This window comes from Microbacterium sp. M28 (assembly GCF_025836995.1).
GTDB lineage: Bacteria > Actinomycetota > Actinomycetes > Actinomycetales > Microbacteriaceae > Microbacterium.
Map to the genome: position 1 here is coordinate 2,689,526 of NZ_CP107546.1, position 16,404 is coordinate 2,705,929.

Genomic DNA, 16,404 nt, shown 5'->3' on the forward strand with positions numbered 1-16,404 from the left:
CGGGTCAGAGCTCGGATCGCCACGGCAGGTCGGCACCGGCGCGGGAGACGGTGATGGCCGCTGCGCGAACCGCCGATGCGCCGATCCGCCGCAGGTCGGAGAGGCCGAGCCCGGCGCTGCCGTGCGCGAGGACGGAAGACACCAACGACGACATGAAGGTGTCCCCCGCACCGATCGTGTCGACCAGGTCGACCCGCACGGCAGGGATCCGCGCACGGTGGGCCGGCGAGGCGATGATCGCACCCTCCGCGCCCGAGGTGATCGCGACCAGCCTCGGGCCCAGTTCGAGCACCCGATCGACGACCTGGTCGACCGTCGCACCCGGGTACAGCCAGGCGGCATCCTGATCGCTCATCTTGACCACGCTCGCCAGGCGAGCCGTGGCCTCGTAGTCGTCGAACACCGTGGCGTGCGCACCCAGGAGCGCCGGTCGGATGTTGGGATCGAACGTGATCTCCTGCGCCGTGGATCGGCTCAGCATCTGTCGCACCGACTCCGCGCCCGGCGCGAGGAAGGCTGCGATCGAGCCCGCGTGCAGGACCCGAGGTGCCGGGCCACGCGGATCAGGGAGAGCACTCCACTCGATGTCGAACTCGTACTCCGCCTGACCGTCCGCTCCGATCAGAGCCCTGGCCGTCGACGTCGCCGCGGCCGTCATCGACTCCGGCAGCACCTCGACGCCGGACGCCGTGAGGTGTTCGACGATCGCACGACCGCGCACATCGTCGGCGAGTTGCGTGAGCAGACCGACGGCGAGTCCGCGCCGCCCGAGGCCGAGCGCGACGTTCGCCGGGCTGCCTCCGACGTGCTCGACGGTCTCGCCGTCGCGCTCGACGATGTCCACGAGCGCCTCGCCGACGACGAGGACCTGCAGATCCGGTGCCGGCTCCTCCCCCACGCTACGCGGGGAGCGCGTCGACATGGAGGTGCCGGTAGGGCTCGGACGGGAAGACCTGCTCGGTCATGGTGACCAGGCCGTCGGCGACGTAGATCTCGACGATCGTCGCGTCGACCACGATCATCAGGTCGACGCTGTCTGCCGCTTCGGGAGGCAGCGGAGCCCGATCGACCGAGGGGAACCCGTCGTGGAAGGCCGTCGCCCCGCTGGCCGTCCGGTCGCAGGTGATGCTGCGCTCGGCGCCGTCGACCGTGAGCACGAGACGTTCGTCGTCCGCGCCGGACAGCACGACGGCGTGTCGGTCTCCAGGGGCCGCGGGCACGGAGAGCTCGAAGACCGTGAGGTCCTGCCGGTCCTTCGGCAGGACCGGCCGCTGCGCCAGGCGGAGCCGGTCGTCCGCGCTTCGCACGAGGCGCATCTCGCGCACGAGCGACATGGCGGATCGCCACGGTGCGGTGGGCGTCTCGTTGGCGTAGTCCCAGTTGCTGGCCCATCCGATCATCAACCGTCGTCCGTCGGGTGCGTGGTTGAACGAGACGGCGGCGTAGTAGTCCCGGCCGTAATCGAGCCAGTCGAAGTCCCGCGGGTCGGTCGAATTCACCAGGCGCTCCGGCGTGAACGTCGTGCCGTCGAAGTCGCCGACGAAGTACTGCGCGCCGGAGCCTCCGGCGATCCCACCAGGGTTCAGACTGACGACCATCACCCACCGCATGCGGTCCTCGCCGTCGACCGCGATCGGGAAGAGGTCGGGGCACTCCCAGACTCCCCCTGTCGCGTGGGCGGGTCCGAAGTGCGAGACGAACGTCCACTCGAGCAGGTCGGGCGAGGTGTAGATCGCGACGCGTCGCGCGACGGCCTCGACGACGACCATGACCCAGTGCCCGTCGTCCCCGCCGTACCAGAACACCTTCGGGTCGCGGAACTCGCTCGAGCCGATGTCGAGCACCGGATTGCCCTCGTAGCGGCTCCACGTCGCGCCGTCGTCCACGCTGAACGCCAGCGCCTGCGACTGCGAACCCGGCTTCGAGCTCGTGTAGATCGCGACCATGGCGGTCTCGCCCGGTCCCGCGAATCCCGCGGTGTTGCGCACGTCGACGACGGCGCTGCCCGAGAACGCCATCTCGTCCTCGGTCCACGGGATGGCGACGTCCTGCTCGACCCAGGAGACGAGGTCCGTCGAGGTCGCATGCCCCCACGAGATGTTCCCCCAGGTGCTGTCGAGCGGGTTGTTCTGGAAGAAGAGGTGATAGGTGCCGTCGTGGTACAGCAGTCCGTTCGGATCGTTGAGCCAGGAGTCCTTCGCGGTGAAGTGGACTGCCGGGCGCAGTGAGGCGATGTGGGCGGTGGGGAGAGGTGTCACGGACTTTCCTGTGTGTCGATGGCGGAACGGGGGCGGGGTGGGGAGGATCGTGCGACCCTCCCCACCCGCGAGGACTACTCGCCGCCCTCCTGGAAGCGGTCGTATGCCTGCTGGTACGTGGCGATGACGTCGTCGACCCCGAGCGATTCGAGCTGGGAGACGTATGCGTCCCACTCGCTGTCGATCGTGCCGTCCACGATCCACGCGGCGAACTTCTCCTTGACGAGAGTGTTGATGTCGGTCGTCGCGAACGAGACCTGCTCCAGCTCCTCGTTGGACAGCAGCACCGGCGGGTAGCCGTCGTTGGCCTGGTACGGCGCATAGTACTCCGCGACGAGGTCCTGGCGCTCCTTGGCGCGGGGTTCTGGTGCGACGACGGTCTCGAAGTCCTGGGCGGTCACGATCCGGGGGCCGCCAGGGGCGACGGCCTGGCGGCGCTCGCCCTCGGACTCTCCGGGTGCGACGGGGATCTGGACGAGGACGCCCTCGGCATCCTCCTCGAGGGTGACACCGATCGGGCCCCAGCTCGTCTGAGCCGACATCACCGGGTCGAACAGACGGTCGGCCCAGCGCATGGTGGCCGCCGGGTACTCGTTCGAGCGGGTGATCGCCATCGCACCTCGACTCACCTCCGGGTAGTTCGAGACGCTGGCCAGCTTCTCGCCGTCCGTGCCCTCCAGGATGCCGAGCAGCGCGTAGTCGCCCACCCGCTCGTCGCCGACCATCTCCTTCAGCTCCCACCAGAAGAACGACCCGAGGATCGGCGTGGCGGCCTTGTTCTTGGCGAGGTAGGCCGTGTCGTCCTGGGAGAACGACTCCGGGTCGATCAGGCCGTCGGCATACCACTCGCCGAGCGCGGAGACGCCGGCCTTGTACCCGTCGGTGTCAGCGGTGAACTCGACGGTGTCATCGCGGACGATGCGGTGGTCGTTGTTCTCCGGCTGCCCGCCGAGCGCCGCGATCAGATCGTGCGGGTTGGCGCAGAACGAGTCCGTGCGGAACGAGAGCGGGATCTCGTCGGCGATGCCGTTGCCGTTGGGGTCCTGCGTCTTGAACGCCGTCAGCGCCTCGCGGTACTCGTCGATCGTGGTGGGCATCGGCAGGCCGACCGCATCCAGCCAGGCCGTGTTGATGTAGAGGAAGTTCGGGTACTGGACGATTCCGAGCTCCTCCACGTTGGGCAGCGAGTAGATGTGCCCGTCCGAAGCCGTGATGGCTGCGCGGATGTCGGGACGCTCGTCGAGGATCGCGGTGAGCGTGGGCGCGTGCTCGGCGATCAGGTCCTCGAGCGGCAGCAGCGTGCCGTTGCTGCCGTTCTCCACGATCTCGGCATCCGACAGCCCCGTGTTGAAGAGCACATCCGGCAGGTCGCCGCTGGCGAGCATGAGGTTCTTCTTCTCGGCGTAGACCTGATCGGGGAGGTTCTCCCATTCGATGGCGATGTTGGTATCGGCCTCCCACTGCTGGACGAGCTCCATCTCGGAGAACTCCGGTGCCAGCGGTGCCTTGGTCCCGCCGAAGGTCAGCGTGAGGGTCTCGTCGACGATCGGCAGGCCTTCTTCGTTGAACCCGAAGTCGCCCGACTTGTCCTCGATCTCGGCGGCGGTGTCGCTCCCGGTGCAGCCGGCGAGCAGCAGTGCGCCAGTCACGACGGTGGCGGAAGCGATAAGGAAACGGCGGTGTCTCATGGTGTGCTTTCTGGTTGGGGGTGGGTGATCGGACGGTCAGCTCTTGACGGCGCCGAGGAGCGCCCCCTGAGTGAAGTGCTTCTGCATGAAGGGCAGGACGATCAGCAGCGGGACCGTGGAGACGACGATCATGCCGTACTTGATCAACTCGCCGAGGCGCTGGGCGGCCGCGTACGAGTCGAGCGCCCCAGTGCCGCCTGCCGAGGACACCTCGGACTGGATGAGAACGTTGCGCAGTACGAGCTGAAGCGGATATTTGCTCTCGTCGTTCAGGAAGATGAGGGCGTCGAAGAACGCGTTCCAGTTCGCCACGAGGTGGATCATGATCATCAGGAAGATGAGCGGCTTCGACAGCGGGAGCACGATCCGGAAGAAGAAGCGGAAGTCGTTGGCTCCGTCCAGCTGAGCCGCTTCGCGCAACTCCGCTGGGACGTTGTTCTCGAAGAAGGCGCGGGCGATGATCAGATTCCAGACCCCGACGGCTCCTGGCAGCACGATCGCCCAGATGGTGTCGAGCATGCCCAGGTCGCGGACCACGAGGTAGCGGGCGATGAGACCGCCGTCGATGAACATCGTGATGATGAACAGCAGCATGAAGAAGGTGCGGCCGTAGAGGTCCTTCCGCGACAGCGCATACGCACCGCAGAGGATGACCGCGACGCTGATCGCCGTTCCGAGGACGGTGTAGAGGACGGAGTTCGCGAATCCGCGGATGATGGTCGAGTCGGAGAAGATGCGCGCATAGCCCTCGAGCGTGAAGCCCCGCGGCCAGAGCCACACGTTGCCGTTGAGGATCTCGGACGGCTCGCTGACCGAGGCGATCACGATGAAGTACAGCGGGTAGAGGATCGCGACGATCGCGACGATCAGCATCCCGATCGCGAAGAAGTTGAACACCGGGTCGGCGGCGCGGTCGCGCCAGCGACCGCGAGCGGTCGGGCGTCGCCGCGCGTCGGCCGCTGCAGGACGGGGCGGCACGTCGGATGCCGTGGGTGCGGAGAGCGTGTCGGTCATGGCGTCATCACCAAAGGGTCGATTGCCCGGCTCGCTTCGCGACCCAGTTGAAGGTCAGCAGCAGGACGAGGTTGATCAGGGAGTTGAACAGGCCGATGGCGGCCGAGTAGCTGAACTGCGCCTGCTGGAGACCGATCTTGTAGACGTAGGTCTGGATGACCTCGGATGTCGGCAGGTTCAGGTCGGTCTGCATGAGCAGCACCTTCTCGAAGCCCAGATTGAAGAGGTTGCCGATCGCCAGGATGAACAGGATGGTGATGACCGGCATGATCCCGGGGATGTCGATGTGGCGGATGCGCTGCCACTTGCTCGCGCCGTCGACTCTCGCCGCCTCGTGCAGCGCCGGGTCGATCGCGGTCAGCGCCGCGAGGTACACGATCATGGAGAACCCGGCCGTCTGCCAGATGTCCGATCCGATGTAGAGGGGCCGGAACCAGTCGGGCGAGCCCATGAAGAAGACCGGGTCGCCGCCGAAGGCGACGATGGCGTTGTTGATGATCCCCGCCCGCGGCGAGAACAGCAGGAAGATCATGCCGACCACGACGACGACGGAGATGAACGACGGCGCGTACAGGACGGTCTGGGTGAACCTCTTGAACCGCGGACTGGAGAGCTGGTTGACGACCAGCGCGAGGACGATCGGAACGGGGAAGGCGATCAGCAGTCCGAGCGCGTTCACGGTGAGGGTGTTCTCGATCAGGCGCCCGAACTGGAACGAGTTGACGAATCGGACGAAGTGCTCGAGACCGACCCACGGGCTGCCCGTGAACCCGAGCGCCGGGTTGTAGTCGCGGAACGCGATCTGCGCGCCGTACATCGGCCAGTACTTGAACACGATGATGTAGATCACCGCGGGAGCAAGTAATACGTATAACTGCCAAGAACGCAAAGCACGTCGCAGGTGCGAGCGCACGCGTCCCGCGCGCGCAGGCGGACCCTCGGGACGTTCGGTTTCGGCGGGGGCTGAAGTTGTCATGCATGCACCTTCGCATCGGCGATCGATCCCCGCAGGATCGGTACGCACTCGATCGGATTGGACGTCGGCTCCTGCCCGATTCCCGACAGGAGGAGTTGGATGCCGGTTCGGGCCATCTGCTCGTAGGGAAGCTCGATGGTGCTGAGCCCTGGATCGAGGATGGGAGCGAGCATCTCGTGATTGTCGAAGCCCACGATGGAGCAGTCCTCGGGGACGCGCAGTCCGCGCGACTCGAGCGCACGATAGGCACCCCACGCCGTGCGGTCGTTGCCGCAGAAGATCGCGGTCGGCGGCGCATCGAGGTCGAACAGGTCGAGCGTCAGCGCGAGGCCGTCCTCGACGATGCCACCGCCGTAGCGGATGAGCTCCGGGTCCTCCGCGATGCCCGCTTCCGCGAGGGCGCGGCGATACCCCGCGAGTCGCCCGAGGCCGGCCGGCAGATCACTGTCCTCCGGCTGGATGTTGATCATCGCGATGCGCGTATGTCCTGCTTCGATCAACGGGCGGGTGGCCGCGTAGCCGCCGCCTTCCTCGTCGGGGAAGACGCTCGCGACGCGTCGCGAGCGCTCCTGCGCGTTGACCACGACCGTCGGCACGGCATCCAGGCCGGCCGGCAGGTCGAGCACGCGGTGGTACATCGACGCGTACACGACACCCTTGACCCGGTACGAGAGCATCATGTCGATGGCCGCGGCCTCGAGGTCGGGCTCGTTGAAGGTGTCGACACTCAGGATCACGTTGCCCGTCTCCCACGCCAGCAGTTGCGCACCCTTGAGCAGGCGACCGGCGAAGGGAGAACTGGCGACCTCATCCGAGATGAAGCCGATCATCCCGGACTCGCCGCTGCGCAGCGATTTGGCGAAGGCGTTCGTCCGGTAACCCAGTTCATCGACGGTGTCGAGCACGCGCTGCCGGGTGCTCTCGTTGACGCGGTTGCCGCCGACGTTATTCAGAACGAGCGAGACGGTGGCCTGGGACACGCCCGCACGTTCGGCGACCTGTTTCATCGTCGCCGTCGCTTTGCGCGCCATTGCTCACCACCCTTGGTCGTTAATCGTATAACGGACATTATCACCGTGTCCGGACCTGTGCAACTCATTCCGGGTCGGCCGGCGCATACGCCGAGTGAAGCGGGTGGATCTCGCATCGTTCGAGGCGCGAGTCCGCCCCGATCCGCACCCGTACACCCTGGGCATCCGGCGACACCGGGTAGGCGCGAGAGGTGAGTGCGACCCGGTCGTCGACGTAGAACTCGATCATCGATCCGTCCACCACGACGCGCGCCCGCACGGTCGCGCTGTCGGGCCTGGCGATCCCCCGAAGACCCTCCCGATGCTCGGGCGCGTGGCTGCTCCGACTCCGATCGATCCAGACCTCCGAACCGGTGACGCCGAGCACCGTGCTCTCGCTGCCGTCCGCGTTGCGAAGGACCTCCATCTCGAACTGTGCTCCGGTGATTTCGAGCTCGATATCGAGATGACGGCCGCGGGCGAGCTCGTCGCCCGCGGCCGGAGCGAGCTGCGGTTCGCGCAGCGACCGCAGTTCGGCGACCGGCCTCACCGAGAGCCCTCCGTCGCTGTGCAGACCGAGCTCGAGCGGCCAGCCCGCATTGTGCGCCCACCCCGTCGCGGCGAACTCCTCGCCGCTGCGCTTGTCCTGGGCGATCGTCCAGAGGATCGAACGCCCGTCGCTCAGGAGCGTGCCGCTCGGCCCGGTCAGATGCCCACCGCCGTCGAACTCGCGGGGCTCGGCATGGTCAGGGACGAAACGGCGCTCGGCGGCGCTCCAGACGCCGACCCAGTGCCAGACGTGCTGCAGATGATGCTCGCTCGTCCCCGCCCACCAGGGTGCGACGAACAGCGCATGCCGGGTGCGACCGTCCGCGCCGATGCCGACAGGGAGCAGGACGGGCAGCTCCCACATCACTCCCGTCGCGGGGAACCGCCCCACATCGCCGACCAGCAGCGGCTCGCACTGCCGCCATTCCCGCCCGTCGCTCGAGTCGAACAGCAGGGCCGCCCCGCCCAACCCCTCGAGGCCGGCCCCGACGAGCATGAACCATGCCTCGCCCTCCCGCCACACGAACGGGTCTCGGAACTGGCCGTCCACCAACGACTCGGTGCGGCCGGGCACACTCGCCGGCATGCGGAGCACAGGGACCTCGTCTGCCTTCCAACCCGCACCGTCGGGTCTGGCGACCGCCACCGACTGATCCGGCTTCGCGGACATGTCGCCTGCCGTGAAGAAGAGCAGGTGCTCGCCGTCGGCGCCCGTGACCGAGCTGCCGCTCCAGATCCCGTCCGGCGCGACGATCGTGTCCGCGGGTGCGAGCGCGATCGGCTCGTCCCGCCAGTGCGCGAGGTCCTCGCTGACCGCGTGCGCCCACGCGATGTCACCCCAGTACGGACCGACCGGGTTGTGCTGCGAGAAGAGATGATGGGTCCCCGCCACCTCGATGGCCGCATGCGGCTCGTTCATCCAGCCCTGCGGGGCCGTGACGTGTGCGATCGGGCGGTGCGGGTCATCCGCGAAGCGGGATCTGTCCGGAGCCGTCTCGGCGCGTGAACCGACGGTGCCGGCCGCCGGATCCGCGGTCGGCACGTCACCCGCGCCGTTCGCCTGGAGGAGTGCCACCGACGCCCTGGCGAGGAGTCCGTTCGCCGCACCGCGCCGGAACAGGTCGTCGACGAGCGGAGCCTCGCCCGTTCGCCCAATCCGCACGAGCGACGGGAGGGAGACCGTTCGAGGCCGGAACGCGACCTCGCCTGCGGCGATGCCGTCGAGGAAGAGGCGCGACGCCCCACCGTTCACTTCCAGGACGAGGTGGTGCCAACGGTCCCTGTCGAGCATCCGTTCTCCGACCAGAAGCTCACCGCCGATGATGGCAGCGATGCGTCCAGACCGGACATGGCCGAGGGCGACTCCGCGCTCGACGTCGGTCGCGTCGATCAGCGCGGTGAAGCCGCGCGAGTCCCCGCTCGCGATCGCCCGCGGCGCGAACCAGGCCGACAGCCGGACCTCGACGTCCTCGTACGTTCGGCCCCGATGCTCCACCCAAGTGGACCAGCCGTCCAGATACAGGGCGGATTCCCCCGTGGTGCGGCCGCGGCGCGGCTTCCCGAGCGTCCTGCGCTGCGCGGCAGGCGCGTCGATGACGATCGATGCGGATCCGCGCGCCGCATCGACGACGGTCACGGGGTTGCCGGTGAAGCTGAGGTCGAAGATCATCGTCGGCTTTCGTGTTCGTGGATCGAGAGCGTTAATCGTATAACCGACGATGTTAGCAGCAAAACGAATCGCGCCCCCGGACTTCGTCCCGGAGCGCGATTCTCGTGGCGGAGACGGAGGGATTTGAACCCTCGGTCCCCGTGAGGGGACTCCACCTTAGCAGGGTGGTGCATCGTCCAACCGAGTGCGCGAGCTCCGCCGCCCACTTCATCAGAGAGCACGTCGGATCCGCGAGATTCCGCGCATCAGAGCAATGCAGCGACAGTGCCGTCAGGCACTCACGGATCCCCGCACACGCCAGAATCAATAAACTCCGGATACTCCGGATACTCCGGACACTATCCGGACACTTCGCGAAACCAGTTGCAGGAAGCGTCCATGGCATTCGCTCATGCGGTAGCGAATCTCGATGGGATGCTCCGACTTGACGATGCGGGCGGGCTATCATGCGATTCTCAACGTCTTGAGGCCACCGGTTCGCGGAAAAGACACATCTCCGGTAACTACTGGCAGCCGACGGGTCGCACAAACGCGATGGAATCTAGTCACTCGGCGACGTCACGATCTCGGCCTACGTGGATCTAAGGTGTGTGCCCGGAAGGGCTCCGGCTCCCCGATCGGAATACGTGCCCCTCCTCCCCGGAGCACGGTCGGACAGAAGCACCACATCCTTCTCTCCGGCGCACAGGTTGAAGGGAGACGCCTCGACAAATCTCGGTCTGATCGTGACTCCTGACAAGATGGCCGAGATCCATCGCCCCCCATTTCTCCGGCCGCTCTGTTGCAGCGCTATGACCGCTGCAACGGGGCTCAAGCCGTACTTTGTTTCGCGGCGGAAAGCGAAACGGACGAAGGCGCGGAGGTTGATTCGCGGATGACGAGCTTGGGGGTAACCACGACGTGGTCCCCGCCTCCGGAGTCGATGAGTTCTCGGAGCGCACCGAACGCGCGCCGGCCGAGCGCGTCGAAGTCCATCCGCGCGGTGGTCAGCGGAGGCGCGAAGTAGCGCGACTGTGGCATGTCGTCGATGCCGACGAGCGAGAAGTCTCCGGGCGCGCTGAGACCTCTGCTGCGCGCGGCCGCGGAGAACCCGAGCGCAAGTTCATCGTCCGCAGCGTAGACCGCCGTGAACGCAGAGAAGTCGGCGCGCAGGCCTGCTTCGTATCCGGCTGCGCCGGTCCAACCGCCACCGATCATGATGGGCAGAACTGTTCCACCCGCGGTCGCCATCGCGTCAAAGTACGCCCGCTCGCGTTCTTGCGATTCGGTGCTCTCTCGCGGACCGGCCAGGAACGCGATCCGCTGGTGACCGAGGCTCAGCAGGTGTTCCATTACCAGCAGGCCCGCGGCATACGAATCGGCGCCTGCGTTAGCAGTCCCGGGCACGGGGCGGCCTGTGATCGCGAGGACCGGGACTTCATTGCGCACAGTTTGTTGCAGGAGGGACTCGAGGCCTTCGATGCGCGCGGAGACGACTATTCCGTCGACGCGCATCGACAGAAAGCGCTCCAGGATGCGTCCTGCATCGGACCACTGGGGGTCATCAACATCGAGATGTCCAGTGATGAGGGTGACGTCGGCGGCGTGCGCTGCGGCACTGAGTCCCGCCAACGTCTCGGCCGCTCCGTAGTTGAGTGGCGCGGCAGTCAGGACGCCGACCATGTCGGAGCGACCATTCTGCAGCCCTCGCGCGAGCCGGTTCGGGCGGTAACCGAGGGCGTCGATCGCTTGTTGGATGCGCTCCCCCGCTTCGGCGCCGACGTAAGAGGCGCCGGTGAGGAAGCGCGACACCGTCTGTGCCGAGACGCCTGCGAGCCGGCCAACGTCATTCAGAGTCGGGCGCGCTGTCGTCGACGCTTTGCTCTGTTTCGTGGCTGCCACGCTGCCCCCTTTCAGCCTCATCGTATCCATCATGATAGCGATCTCATAGCCGGCATCGTGCGACATCGCGACCAGGCGGGAATCCACGAGCATGGTCTCCCACGGTCATGAAATCGGGGCTTGACGCGAGATATGCAAACGCTAACATAGGCTTCTGGGCGGCGCGCTGAGCAGCAGGCCGAGCCCAACACGATCACGCTCACACACAATGCAGTGAAGGGAAGCAGAGATGCGATGGATTACAAAGGCGGCCGCGGCCGCGAGCACTATTCTGCTCGCGACAACGCTGGGCGCATGCGCAGGTGGGGATCAGGCCGCTGACGGGCAGGTCACGCTCACCTATTGGAAATTGGCGGACACCAATGACGCGTCGAAGCAAGCATGGGAGCAGGTCCTGGCCGGTTTCGAGAAGGCGCACCCAGAGATCAAGATTCAGGTCGAGGAGCGATCGACGGATGGGCACAAGGAGGCGCTGCGAACCTCACTGGGCACCTCCGCTGCACCGGATGTGTACTGGTCCTGGGCAGGTCCGGGCATCGGCGGCGAGTACGTCCAGGGAGGGGCGAGCCTCGATCTGAAGAGGTACTACGACGAGTACGGCTGGGAGGACCGCTTCAGCGACGTCGGCATGGCGAGCGTCACGCAGTACGGCAGCTATGACGGCGTGCCCAATGGTCAAGCTGGCGCAGCGGTGTTCTACAACAAGGAGCTCTTCGCTCAGGCGGGTATCAAGGCGCCGCCCACGACGTACGAGGAGCTGGTGGATGCTGCGGACAAGCTCGTGGACGCGGGCTTCACCCCCATCGAGTTCGGCGGGACGGTCAACTGGCATCTGATGAGGCTGCTGGACAACATCCTCATGACCGAGTGCGGTCCTGACACGTTCCGGTCACTGATCACCGCCGAGGGCGACTGGGCATCGGAGACCTGTGTCGACGACACATTCGAGGAGTTCCATACCTGGACCCAGGATTACCTTGTCAGCGGGTGGGCGAGCTTGAGCGACTCGGAGGCGAATGCTCTGTTTTATTCAGGCGAGGCCGCGATGGTGATCGAGGGCAACTGGTTCAACAACATGCTGCGTGCCAACGATGTCGACACGAGCACGATCGGCGTCTTCCTGTTCCCCACCGGGAGCGGAGAGCTGTACGGCGACACGTCTAACGTGTATGTCTCCGCCGGAACGAAGCATCCCGATGAGGCCGCCGTGTTCCTGGACTATCTCACCAGCGAGGAACCGCAGGAGATCAACCTCGAGATCGTCGGTTCACGTCCAGTGAACACTGCTGTGACGGTGGATCCAGCCACGCAGGACAGCCTCGACAAGGAGTGGAACCCGCTGTTCGACGAAGCAACGGGTCTGTACTACTTCAACGATCAGGGCATGTCTCTGGCGATGACGACCGAATACTGGCGCATCCAGAACCTGGTCGCCACCGATCAGCTGGACCCGTCGCAGGCGGGCGCCGAGCTGCAGAAGTTCATCGATAACCAGTGACAGCGCTGGCCGGCGGGCATCGCCCGCCGGCCACGTCGTCACAGACGAGGGATCCCATGACCATTTCTTCTCCGACCAGGCCGCGGCGTTCACTGCGGCGCTCGCGATTCATGATTGCGCTACCCTTCCTCGCTCCCGCGCTGGTGGCTTACATCATCTTCGTCATCGGCCCAATGATCGAGTCCGTGCGGCTGTCCTTCTTCGAATGGACCGGCTTTGTCGGCGCACCTCAGGTGTTCGTCGGCTTTGACAACTACGTGCGCATCTTCACGCAGGATCCGGTGTTCTGGACGGCGTTCCGCAACACCGTCATCTGGATCGTGCTGTCGCTGATCGTCCCCTTGTCGATAAGCCTGCTGCTCGCACTAGCCCTGAACCGACCGCTGTTCGGCCGCAACTTGTTCCGGTCCGCGTTCTACATCCCCGGGGTGCTCGCCTCGATCGCGGTGGCGAACATGTGGCGTTGGATCTACAACCCCAACTACGGCATCGGCGCCAGCATCGGAAACGCGCTGGGCATGCCGTGGCTAGCCGACGTGCAATGGCTGGGCGACCAGAACCTCGCCCTCTACTCCGTGTTCATCGCCTTCGTCTGGCAAAGCGTCGGAACCAACATGGTCCTCTTTCTCGCCGGACTGCAATCTGTGCAGAAGGACCACATCGATGCCGCTCGAATCGACGGAGCCAACAGCTGGCAGGTCTTCCGCAACGTCACCCTCCCTGCATTGCGCCCCACGATGGTGATCGTCTTCGTGCTCACGTTCATCGGCGCGATCAAAGTGTTCGATCTCATCGTCGGCATGACTGGAGGCGGTCCTGCGCAGATGACCCAGGTGCTCGCGCTGTGGTCCTACCAGCAATCACTCACCAACCATGAATATGGACCGGGCAGCGCCGTCGCGACGGTGCTCCTGGTCGTGACCCTCGCCGTCGTCCTGCCATATCTGGCCTGGACTGGCCGTCAGGAGGACGAAAGATGAGCGCGACATCGACTCTCACTCCGCGCCGTTCGAAAACGGACGCGACCATGAGCCGCCCGGTGAAGCGACCCAACTACATCCGCATCGGGTTGTGGATCGCGTTGGTGATCTCGCTGATCATCTGGATCATGCCGCTTGTCTTCATTCTGTTCACTTCCCTGAAGACCGAGGCGGACGCGATCGGTACCCCCGTGTTCCTGCCACCGCTGAATCCCGACTTCGGGAACTACACCGAAGCGATCGAGTCCGGCAACCTCCTCGGGGTGGGACTGAACAGCCTCATCATCGCGCTGGTGAAGGTGCCCGTCGGCCTGCTGATCTCTGCTGCCGCCGCGTTCGCCATCGCACGCATCAGATTCCGTCGCAACCGGCTGTTGCTGGCAGCCGTGGCGATGGGGGCGATGGTGCCGGTTCAGGTAGCCATCGCTCCCCTGTTCCAGGTGATCAACTCATTCGGTCTGCTGAACACCCACATTGGTGTGATCCTGCCCTACATCGGCTTCGGCATCCCGTATCAGATCTTCATCCTGTACGGATTCTTCCGGCAGATTCCCGAGGAACTGGACGAGAGCGCACGGATCGACGGAGCCTCGAACGCCCGACTGTTCTGGCAGATCATCCTCCCGCTCTCCGGCCCCGCGCTGGCGGCACTGTTCATCCTGGACTTCGTGGCCACATGGAACGAGTACGGCATGGCCCTCGTTCTCCTGCAGAGTTCCGATTCCTGGACGGTTCCGCTGGCCATCCAGGGCTTCCAATCGCAATACACCAGTTCATACGGACCGATCAATGCGTTCACTCTTATGTCCGTGATCCCTGTCGTGATCGTGTATCTGCTCTTTCAACGCTATTTCGTTTCCGGTGCTTTTGCCGGATCTGTGAAGGGATAACCCAATGACACCCCTGCCTGCCCCCACCACCGCCGTCAGTGGCGAGGAGTCTGTGAACTCCTTCATGCGCAACCCCCACGCACGCGCAATTCTCGAACGACACATGCCCGAGCTGCAGAGTCTGTCTTCCCGTCTGACACTCGGCGGGCATTCGCTCCGCTTGGTCGCCAAAACCTCGCCAGCGCTGAAAGACGAAGCCGCGATCGACGCCCTGTTCCTCGAGTTGTCTGAGGTCCCGGGCGATGACCGCCCGGCCGAACCCATCCGCACCGCGTCGCCGGCCGCACCAGAGAACTACGACCCGGAGGGCCTCCCGGCCTCAGCCACGGTGACCTACCCGCGAGAACTGCACCGATTCGAACGCTTCGAGGTCGTATTCGCAGGCCCGCAACACGGGAACCCGTTCACGGATGTCACCCTCGCGCTGCAGATGGACACGCCGTCGGGCCGCGTGGAAGTACCAGGCTTCTACGACGGTGACGGCGTCTACCGGGTGCGGTTCCTGGCCGAGAATCCAGGTCTGCACCGCTTCGAGAGCGTCAGCAACGCACGCTCCATGAACGGCATCAGCGGCGAGTTCGAGGTCTCCTCTGCTGCCGCCGGGCGCGGCCCCGTCCGTGTGCAGGATCGCTTCCACTTCGCCCACGCCGATGGCACGCGGTACTCGCCCGTTGGGACGACCGCCTATGCGTGGACGCATCAGGGCGGGGAGCTCGAGGAGCGCACGCTCACGACGTTGGCGAGTGCACCCTTCAACAAGATTCGCATGTGCGTGTTCCCCAAGTCGTACGCGTTCAACGAGAACGAGCCTGCACTGTACCCATTCGTCGGAGACCCCGACGCGGGATTCGATCTCGCACGATTCGACCTTCGATACTGGGAGCACCTGGAGCATCGGATCGCCCAGTTGGATGCGCTGGGCATCGAAGCCGACATCATCCTTTTCCACCCGTACGACCGGTGGGGCTTCGCCGATATGGGGCTGCAAGCCGATGATCGTTACCTGCGATATGCAGTGGCGCGACTGGCCGGATTCGCGAACGTGTGGTGGTCCCTCGCGAACGAATACGATCTGCTGCCTACGAAAACGGAGACAGACTGGGAGCGCTTCGCCAGCATCGTGCAAGAGTCCGACCCGACCGGGCACTTGCTCTCGATTCACAACTGCTTCGACTTCTACGACTACAGCCGTGAGTGGATTACGCACGCGAGCGTGCAGAGGCGCGATATCTACAAGACCGCAGAGATGACCGACCAGTGGCGCCAAGCATGGGGCAAGCCCGTCGTGATCGATGAGTGCGCCTACGAGGGGGACCTCGATCAGGGGTGGGGCAATATCACCGGCGAGGAAATGGTGCGACGTTTCTGGGAAGGCGCCGTCCGTGGCGGCTACGTCGGCCATGGCGAAACGTACCTACGCGAGAACGACGAGATCTGGTGGGCCAAGGGCGGAGAGCTCGTCGGATCCAGCCCCGCGCGCATCGCCTTCCTGCGAAAAATCATGGAGGCGGCACCCTTCGGGTTGGAGCCTGTAGCGCATGACTGGGACATCCCCAGCGCAGGGATCCCCGGCCGTTACATGCTGTTCTACTACGGCTTCAACCAGCCCCGGTTCCGCCGATTCCTGTGGGACCCCGAGACCGAATACACCGTCGATGTCATCGACACCTGGAACATGACCATCCAGCGCCTGCCCGGCCACGTCACGGGTCGATTCACGATCGATCTGCCGGGCCGTCCCTACATGGCCTTGCGCTTCCAAGCCGTCGACCAGCCCACTACATAACCTCGACACGAGACGACCCGCAGGTACTCGACCTGCGGGTCGTTCTTCGCCGTGGCGGGACATCGATCTCAACGAATGAGACCACCGGTGACGCGGACTGTCAGGTCGCGGTCGGTATGAGCGTCGCGGTCCCTGCGATGAGCGCTGCGGTGTCCAGCACGTCGACGTCGATCCGGCTAGGTCGAACTCCTCACGGCACGGATCG

General features: G+C 65.4%; 12 protein-coding genes and 1 tRNA gene. 4 read left to right on the top strand and 9 right to left on the bottom strand.

Annotated elements, in window-relative coordinates:
* Nucleotides 1-4: 4 nt before the first annotated feature.
* The 9 genes from OED01_RS13130 to OED01_RS13170 form a co-directional block, all read right to left on the bottom strand.
* Entirely contained in the window at nt 5-922 is a 918-nt protein-coding gene (locus OED01_RS13130; protein ID WP_264155730.1) for a carbohydrate kinase family protein, read from the bottom strand.
* A complete protein-coding gene (locus OED01_RS13135; RefSeq protein ID WP_264155731.1) occupies nt 900-2,258 on the bottom strand; it encodes a glycoside hydrolase family 32 protein in 1,359 nt (452 codons plus the stop codon). Before OED01_RS13135 ends, OED01_RS13130 begins: the two co-directional genes overlap by 23 nt.
* Nucleotides 2,259-2,332: 74 nt before the next feature.
* A complete protein-coding gene (locus tag OED01_RS13140; protein ID WP_264155732.1) occupies nt 2,333-3,946 on the bottom strand; it encodes an ABC transporter substrate-binding protein in 1,614 nt (537 codons plus the stop codon).
* Nucleotides 3,947-3,982: 36 nt separating this feature from the next.
* On the bottom strand, nt 3,983-4,960 hold the full coding sequence (locus OED01_RS13145; protein ID WP_264155733.1) for a carbohydrate ABC transporter permease: 978 nt from the start codon (nt 4,958-4,960) through the stop codon (nt 3,983-3,985).
* Nucleotides 4,961-4,967: 7 nt separating this feature from the next.
* The gene (locus OED01_RS13150) at nt 4,968-5,810 is read right to left on the bottom strand and encodes an ABC transporter permease (RefSeq protein ID WP_264155734.1); all 843 of its coding nucleotides are present in this window, start codon (nt 5,808-5,810) and stop codon (nt 4,968-4,970) included.
* 122 nt (nt 5,811-5,932) lie between these two features.
* Complete coding sequence (locus OED01_RS13155; protein WP_264155735.1) at nt 5,933-6,967, bottom strand: LacI family DNA-binding transcriptional regulator; 1,035 nt, start codon at nt 6,965-6,967, stop codon at nt 5,933-5,935.
* A gap of 64 nt (nt 6,968-7,031) precedes the next feature.
* Nucleotides 7,032-9,164, bottom strand: coding sequence for a glycoside hydrolase family 32 protein (locus tag OED01_RS13160; RefSeq protein ID WP_264155736.1), 2,133 nt, complete (start codon nt 9,162-9,164; stop codon nt 7,032-7,034).
* A gap of 105 nt (nt 9,165-9,269) precedes the next feature.
* Nucleotides 9,270-9,364 (bottom strand) — tRNA-Ser (locus OED01_RS13165).
* Between the two features lie 610 nt (nt 9,365-9,974).
* Nucleotides 9,975-11,138, bottom strand: a complete 1,164-nt coding sequence (locus OED01_RS13170) for a LacI family DNA-binding transcriptional regulator (RefSeq protein ID WP_264155737.1) — start codon at nt 11,136-11,138, stop codon at nt 9,975-9,977.
* 136 nt (nt 11,139-11,274) lie between these two features.
* Between OED01_RS13170 and OED01_RS13175 the strand changes: the two genes are divergently transcribed.
* The 4 genes from OED01_RS13175 to OED01_RS13190 are packed head-to-tail and all read left to right on the top strand — an operon-like array spanning nt 11,275 to nt 16,199.
* Nucleotides 11,275-12,543 carry an ABC transporter substrate-binding protein gene (locus OED01_RS13175; RefSeq protein ID WP_264155738.1) on the top strand — a complete coding sequence of 423 codons (1,269 nt, stop codon included), beginning with the start codon at nt 11,275-11,277 and terminating at the stop codon, nt 12,541-12,543.
* Between the two features lie 56 nt (nt 12,544-12,599).
* The gene (locus OED01_RS13180; RefSeq protein WP_264155739.1) at nt 12,600-13,523 is read left to right on the top strand and encodes a carbohydrate ABC transporter permease; all 924 of its coding nucleotides are present in this window, start codon (nt 12,600-12,602) and stop codon (nt 13,521-13,523) included.
* Nucleotides 13,520-14,413: a carbohydrate ABC transporter permease gene (locus OED01_RS13185; RefSeq protein WP_264155740.1), complete on the top strand. Its 894-nt coding sequence runs from the start codon at nt 13,520-13,522 to the stop codon at nt 14,411-14,413. Before OED01_RS13180 ends, OED01_RS13185 begins: the two co-directional genes overlap by 4 nt.
* A gap of 4 nt (nt 14,414-14,417) precedes the next feature.
* Nucleotides 14,418-16,199, top strand: a complete 1,782-nt coding sequence (locus tag OED01_RS13190; RefSeq protein ID WP_264155741.1) for a DUF5605 domain-containing protein — start codon at nt 14,418-14,420, stop codon at nt 16,197-16,199.
* Nucleotides 16,200-16,404 lie beyond the last annotated feature (205 nt).

What these genes read in the sequence shown, in the direction of transcription:
- OED01_RS13130 (WP_264155730.1), bottom strand. Translation starts at nt 922, where the DNA reads ATGTCGACGCGCTCCCCGCGTAGCGTGGGGGAGGAGCCGGCACCGGAT.
- OED01_RS13140 (WP_264155732.1), bottom strand. Translation starts at nt 3,946, where the DNA reads ATGAGACACCGCCGTTTCCTTATCGCTTCCGCCACCGTCGTGACTGGC.
- OED01_RS13145 (WP_264155733.1), bottom strand. Translation starts at nt 4,960, where the DNA reads ATGACCGACACGCTCTCCGCACCCACGGCATCCGACGTGCCGCCCCGT.
- OED01_RS13155 (WP_264155735.1), bottom strand. Translation starts at nt 6,967, where the DNA reads ATGGCGCGCAAAGCGACGGCGACGATGAAACAGGTCGCCGAACGTGCG.
- OED01_RS13160 (WP_264155736.1), bottom strand. Translation starts at nt 9,164, where the DNA reads ATGATCTTCGACCTCAGCTTCACCGGCAACCCCGTGACCGTCGTCGAT.
- OED01_RS13170 (WP_264155737.1), bottom strand. Translation starts at nt 11,138, where the DNA reads ATGCTCGTGGATTCCCGCCTGGTCGCGATGTCGCACGATGCCGGCTAT.
- OED01_RS13175 (WP_264155738.1), top strand. Translation starts at nt 11,275, where the DNA reads ATGCGATGGATTACAAAGGCGGCCGCGGCCGCGAGCACTATTCTGCTC.
- OED01_RS13180 (WP_264155739.1), top strand. Translation starts at nt 12,600, where the DNA reads ATGACCATTTCTTCTCCGACCAGGCCGCGGCGTTCACTGCGGCGCTCG.
- OED01_RS13185 (WP_264155740.1), top strand. Translation starts at nt 13,520, where the DNA reads ATGAGCGCGACATCGACTCTCACTCCGCGCCGTTCGAAAACGGACGCG.
- OED01_RS13190 (WP_264155741.1), top strand. Translation starts at nt 14,418, where the DNA reads ATGACACCCCTGCCTGCCCCCACCACCGCCGTCAGTGGCGAGGAGTCT.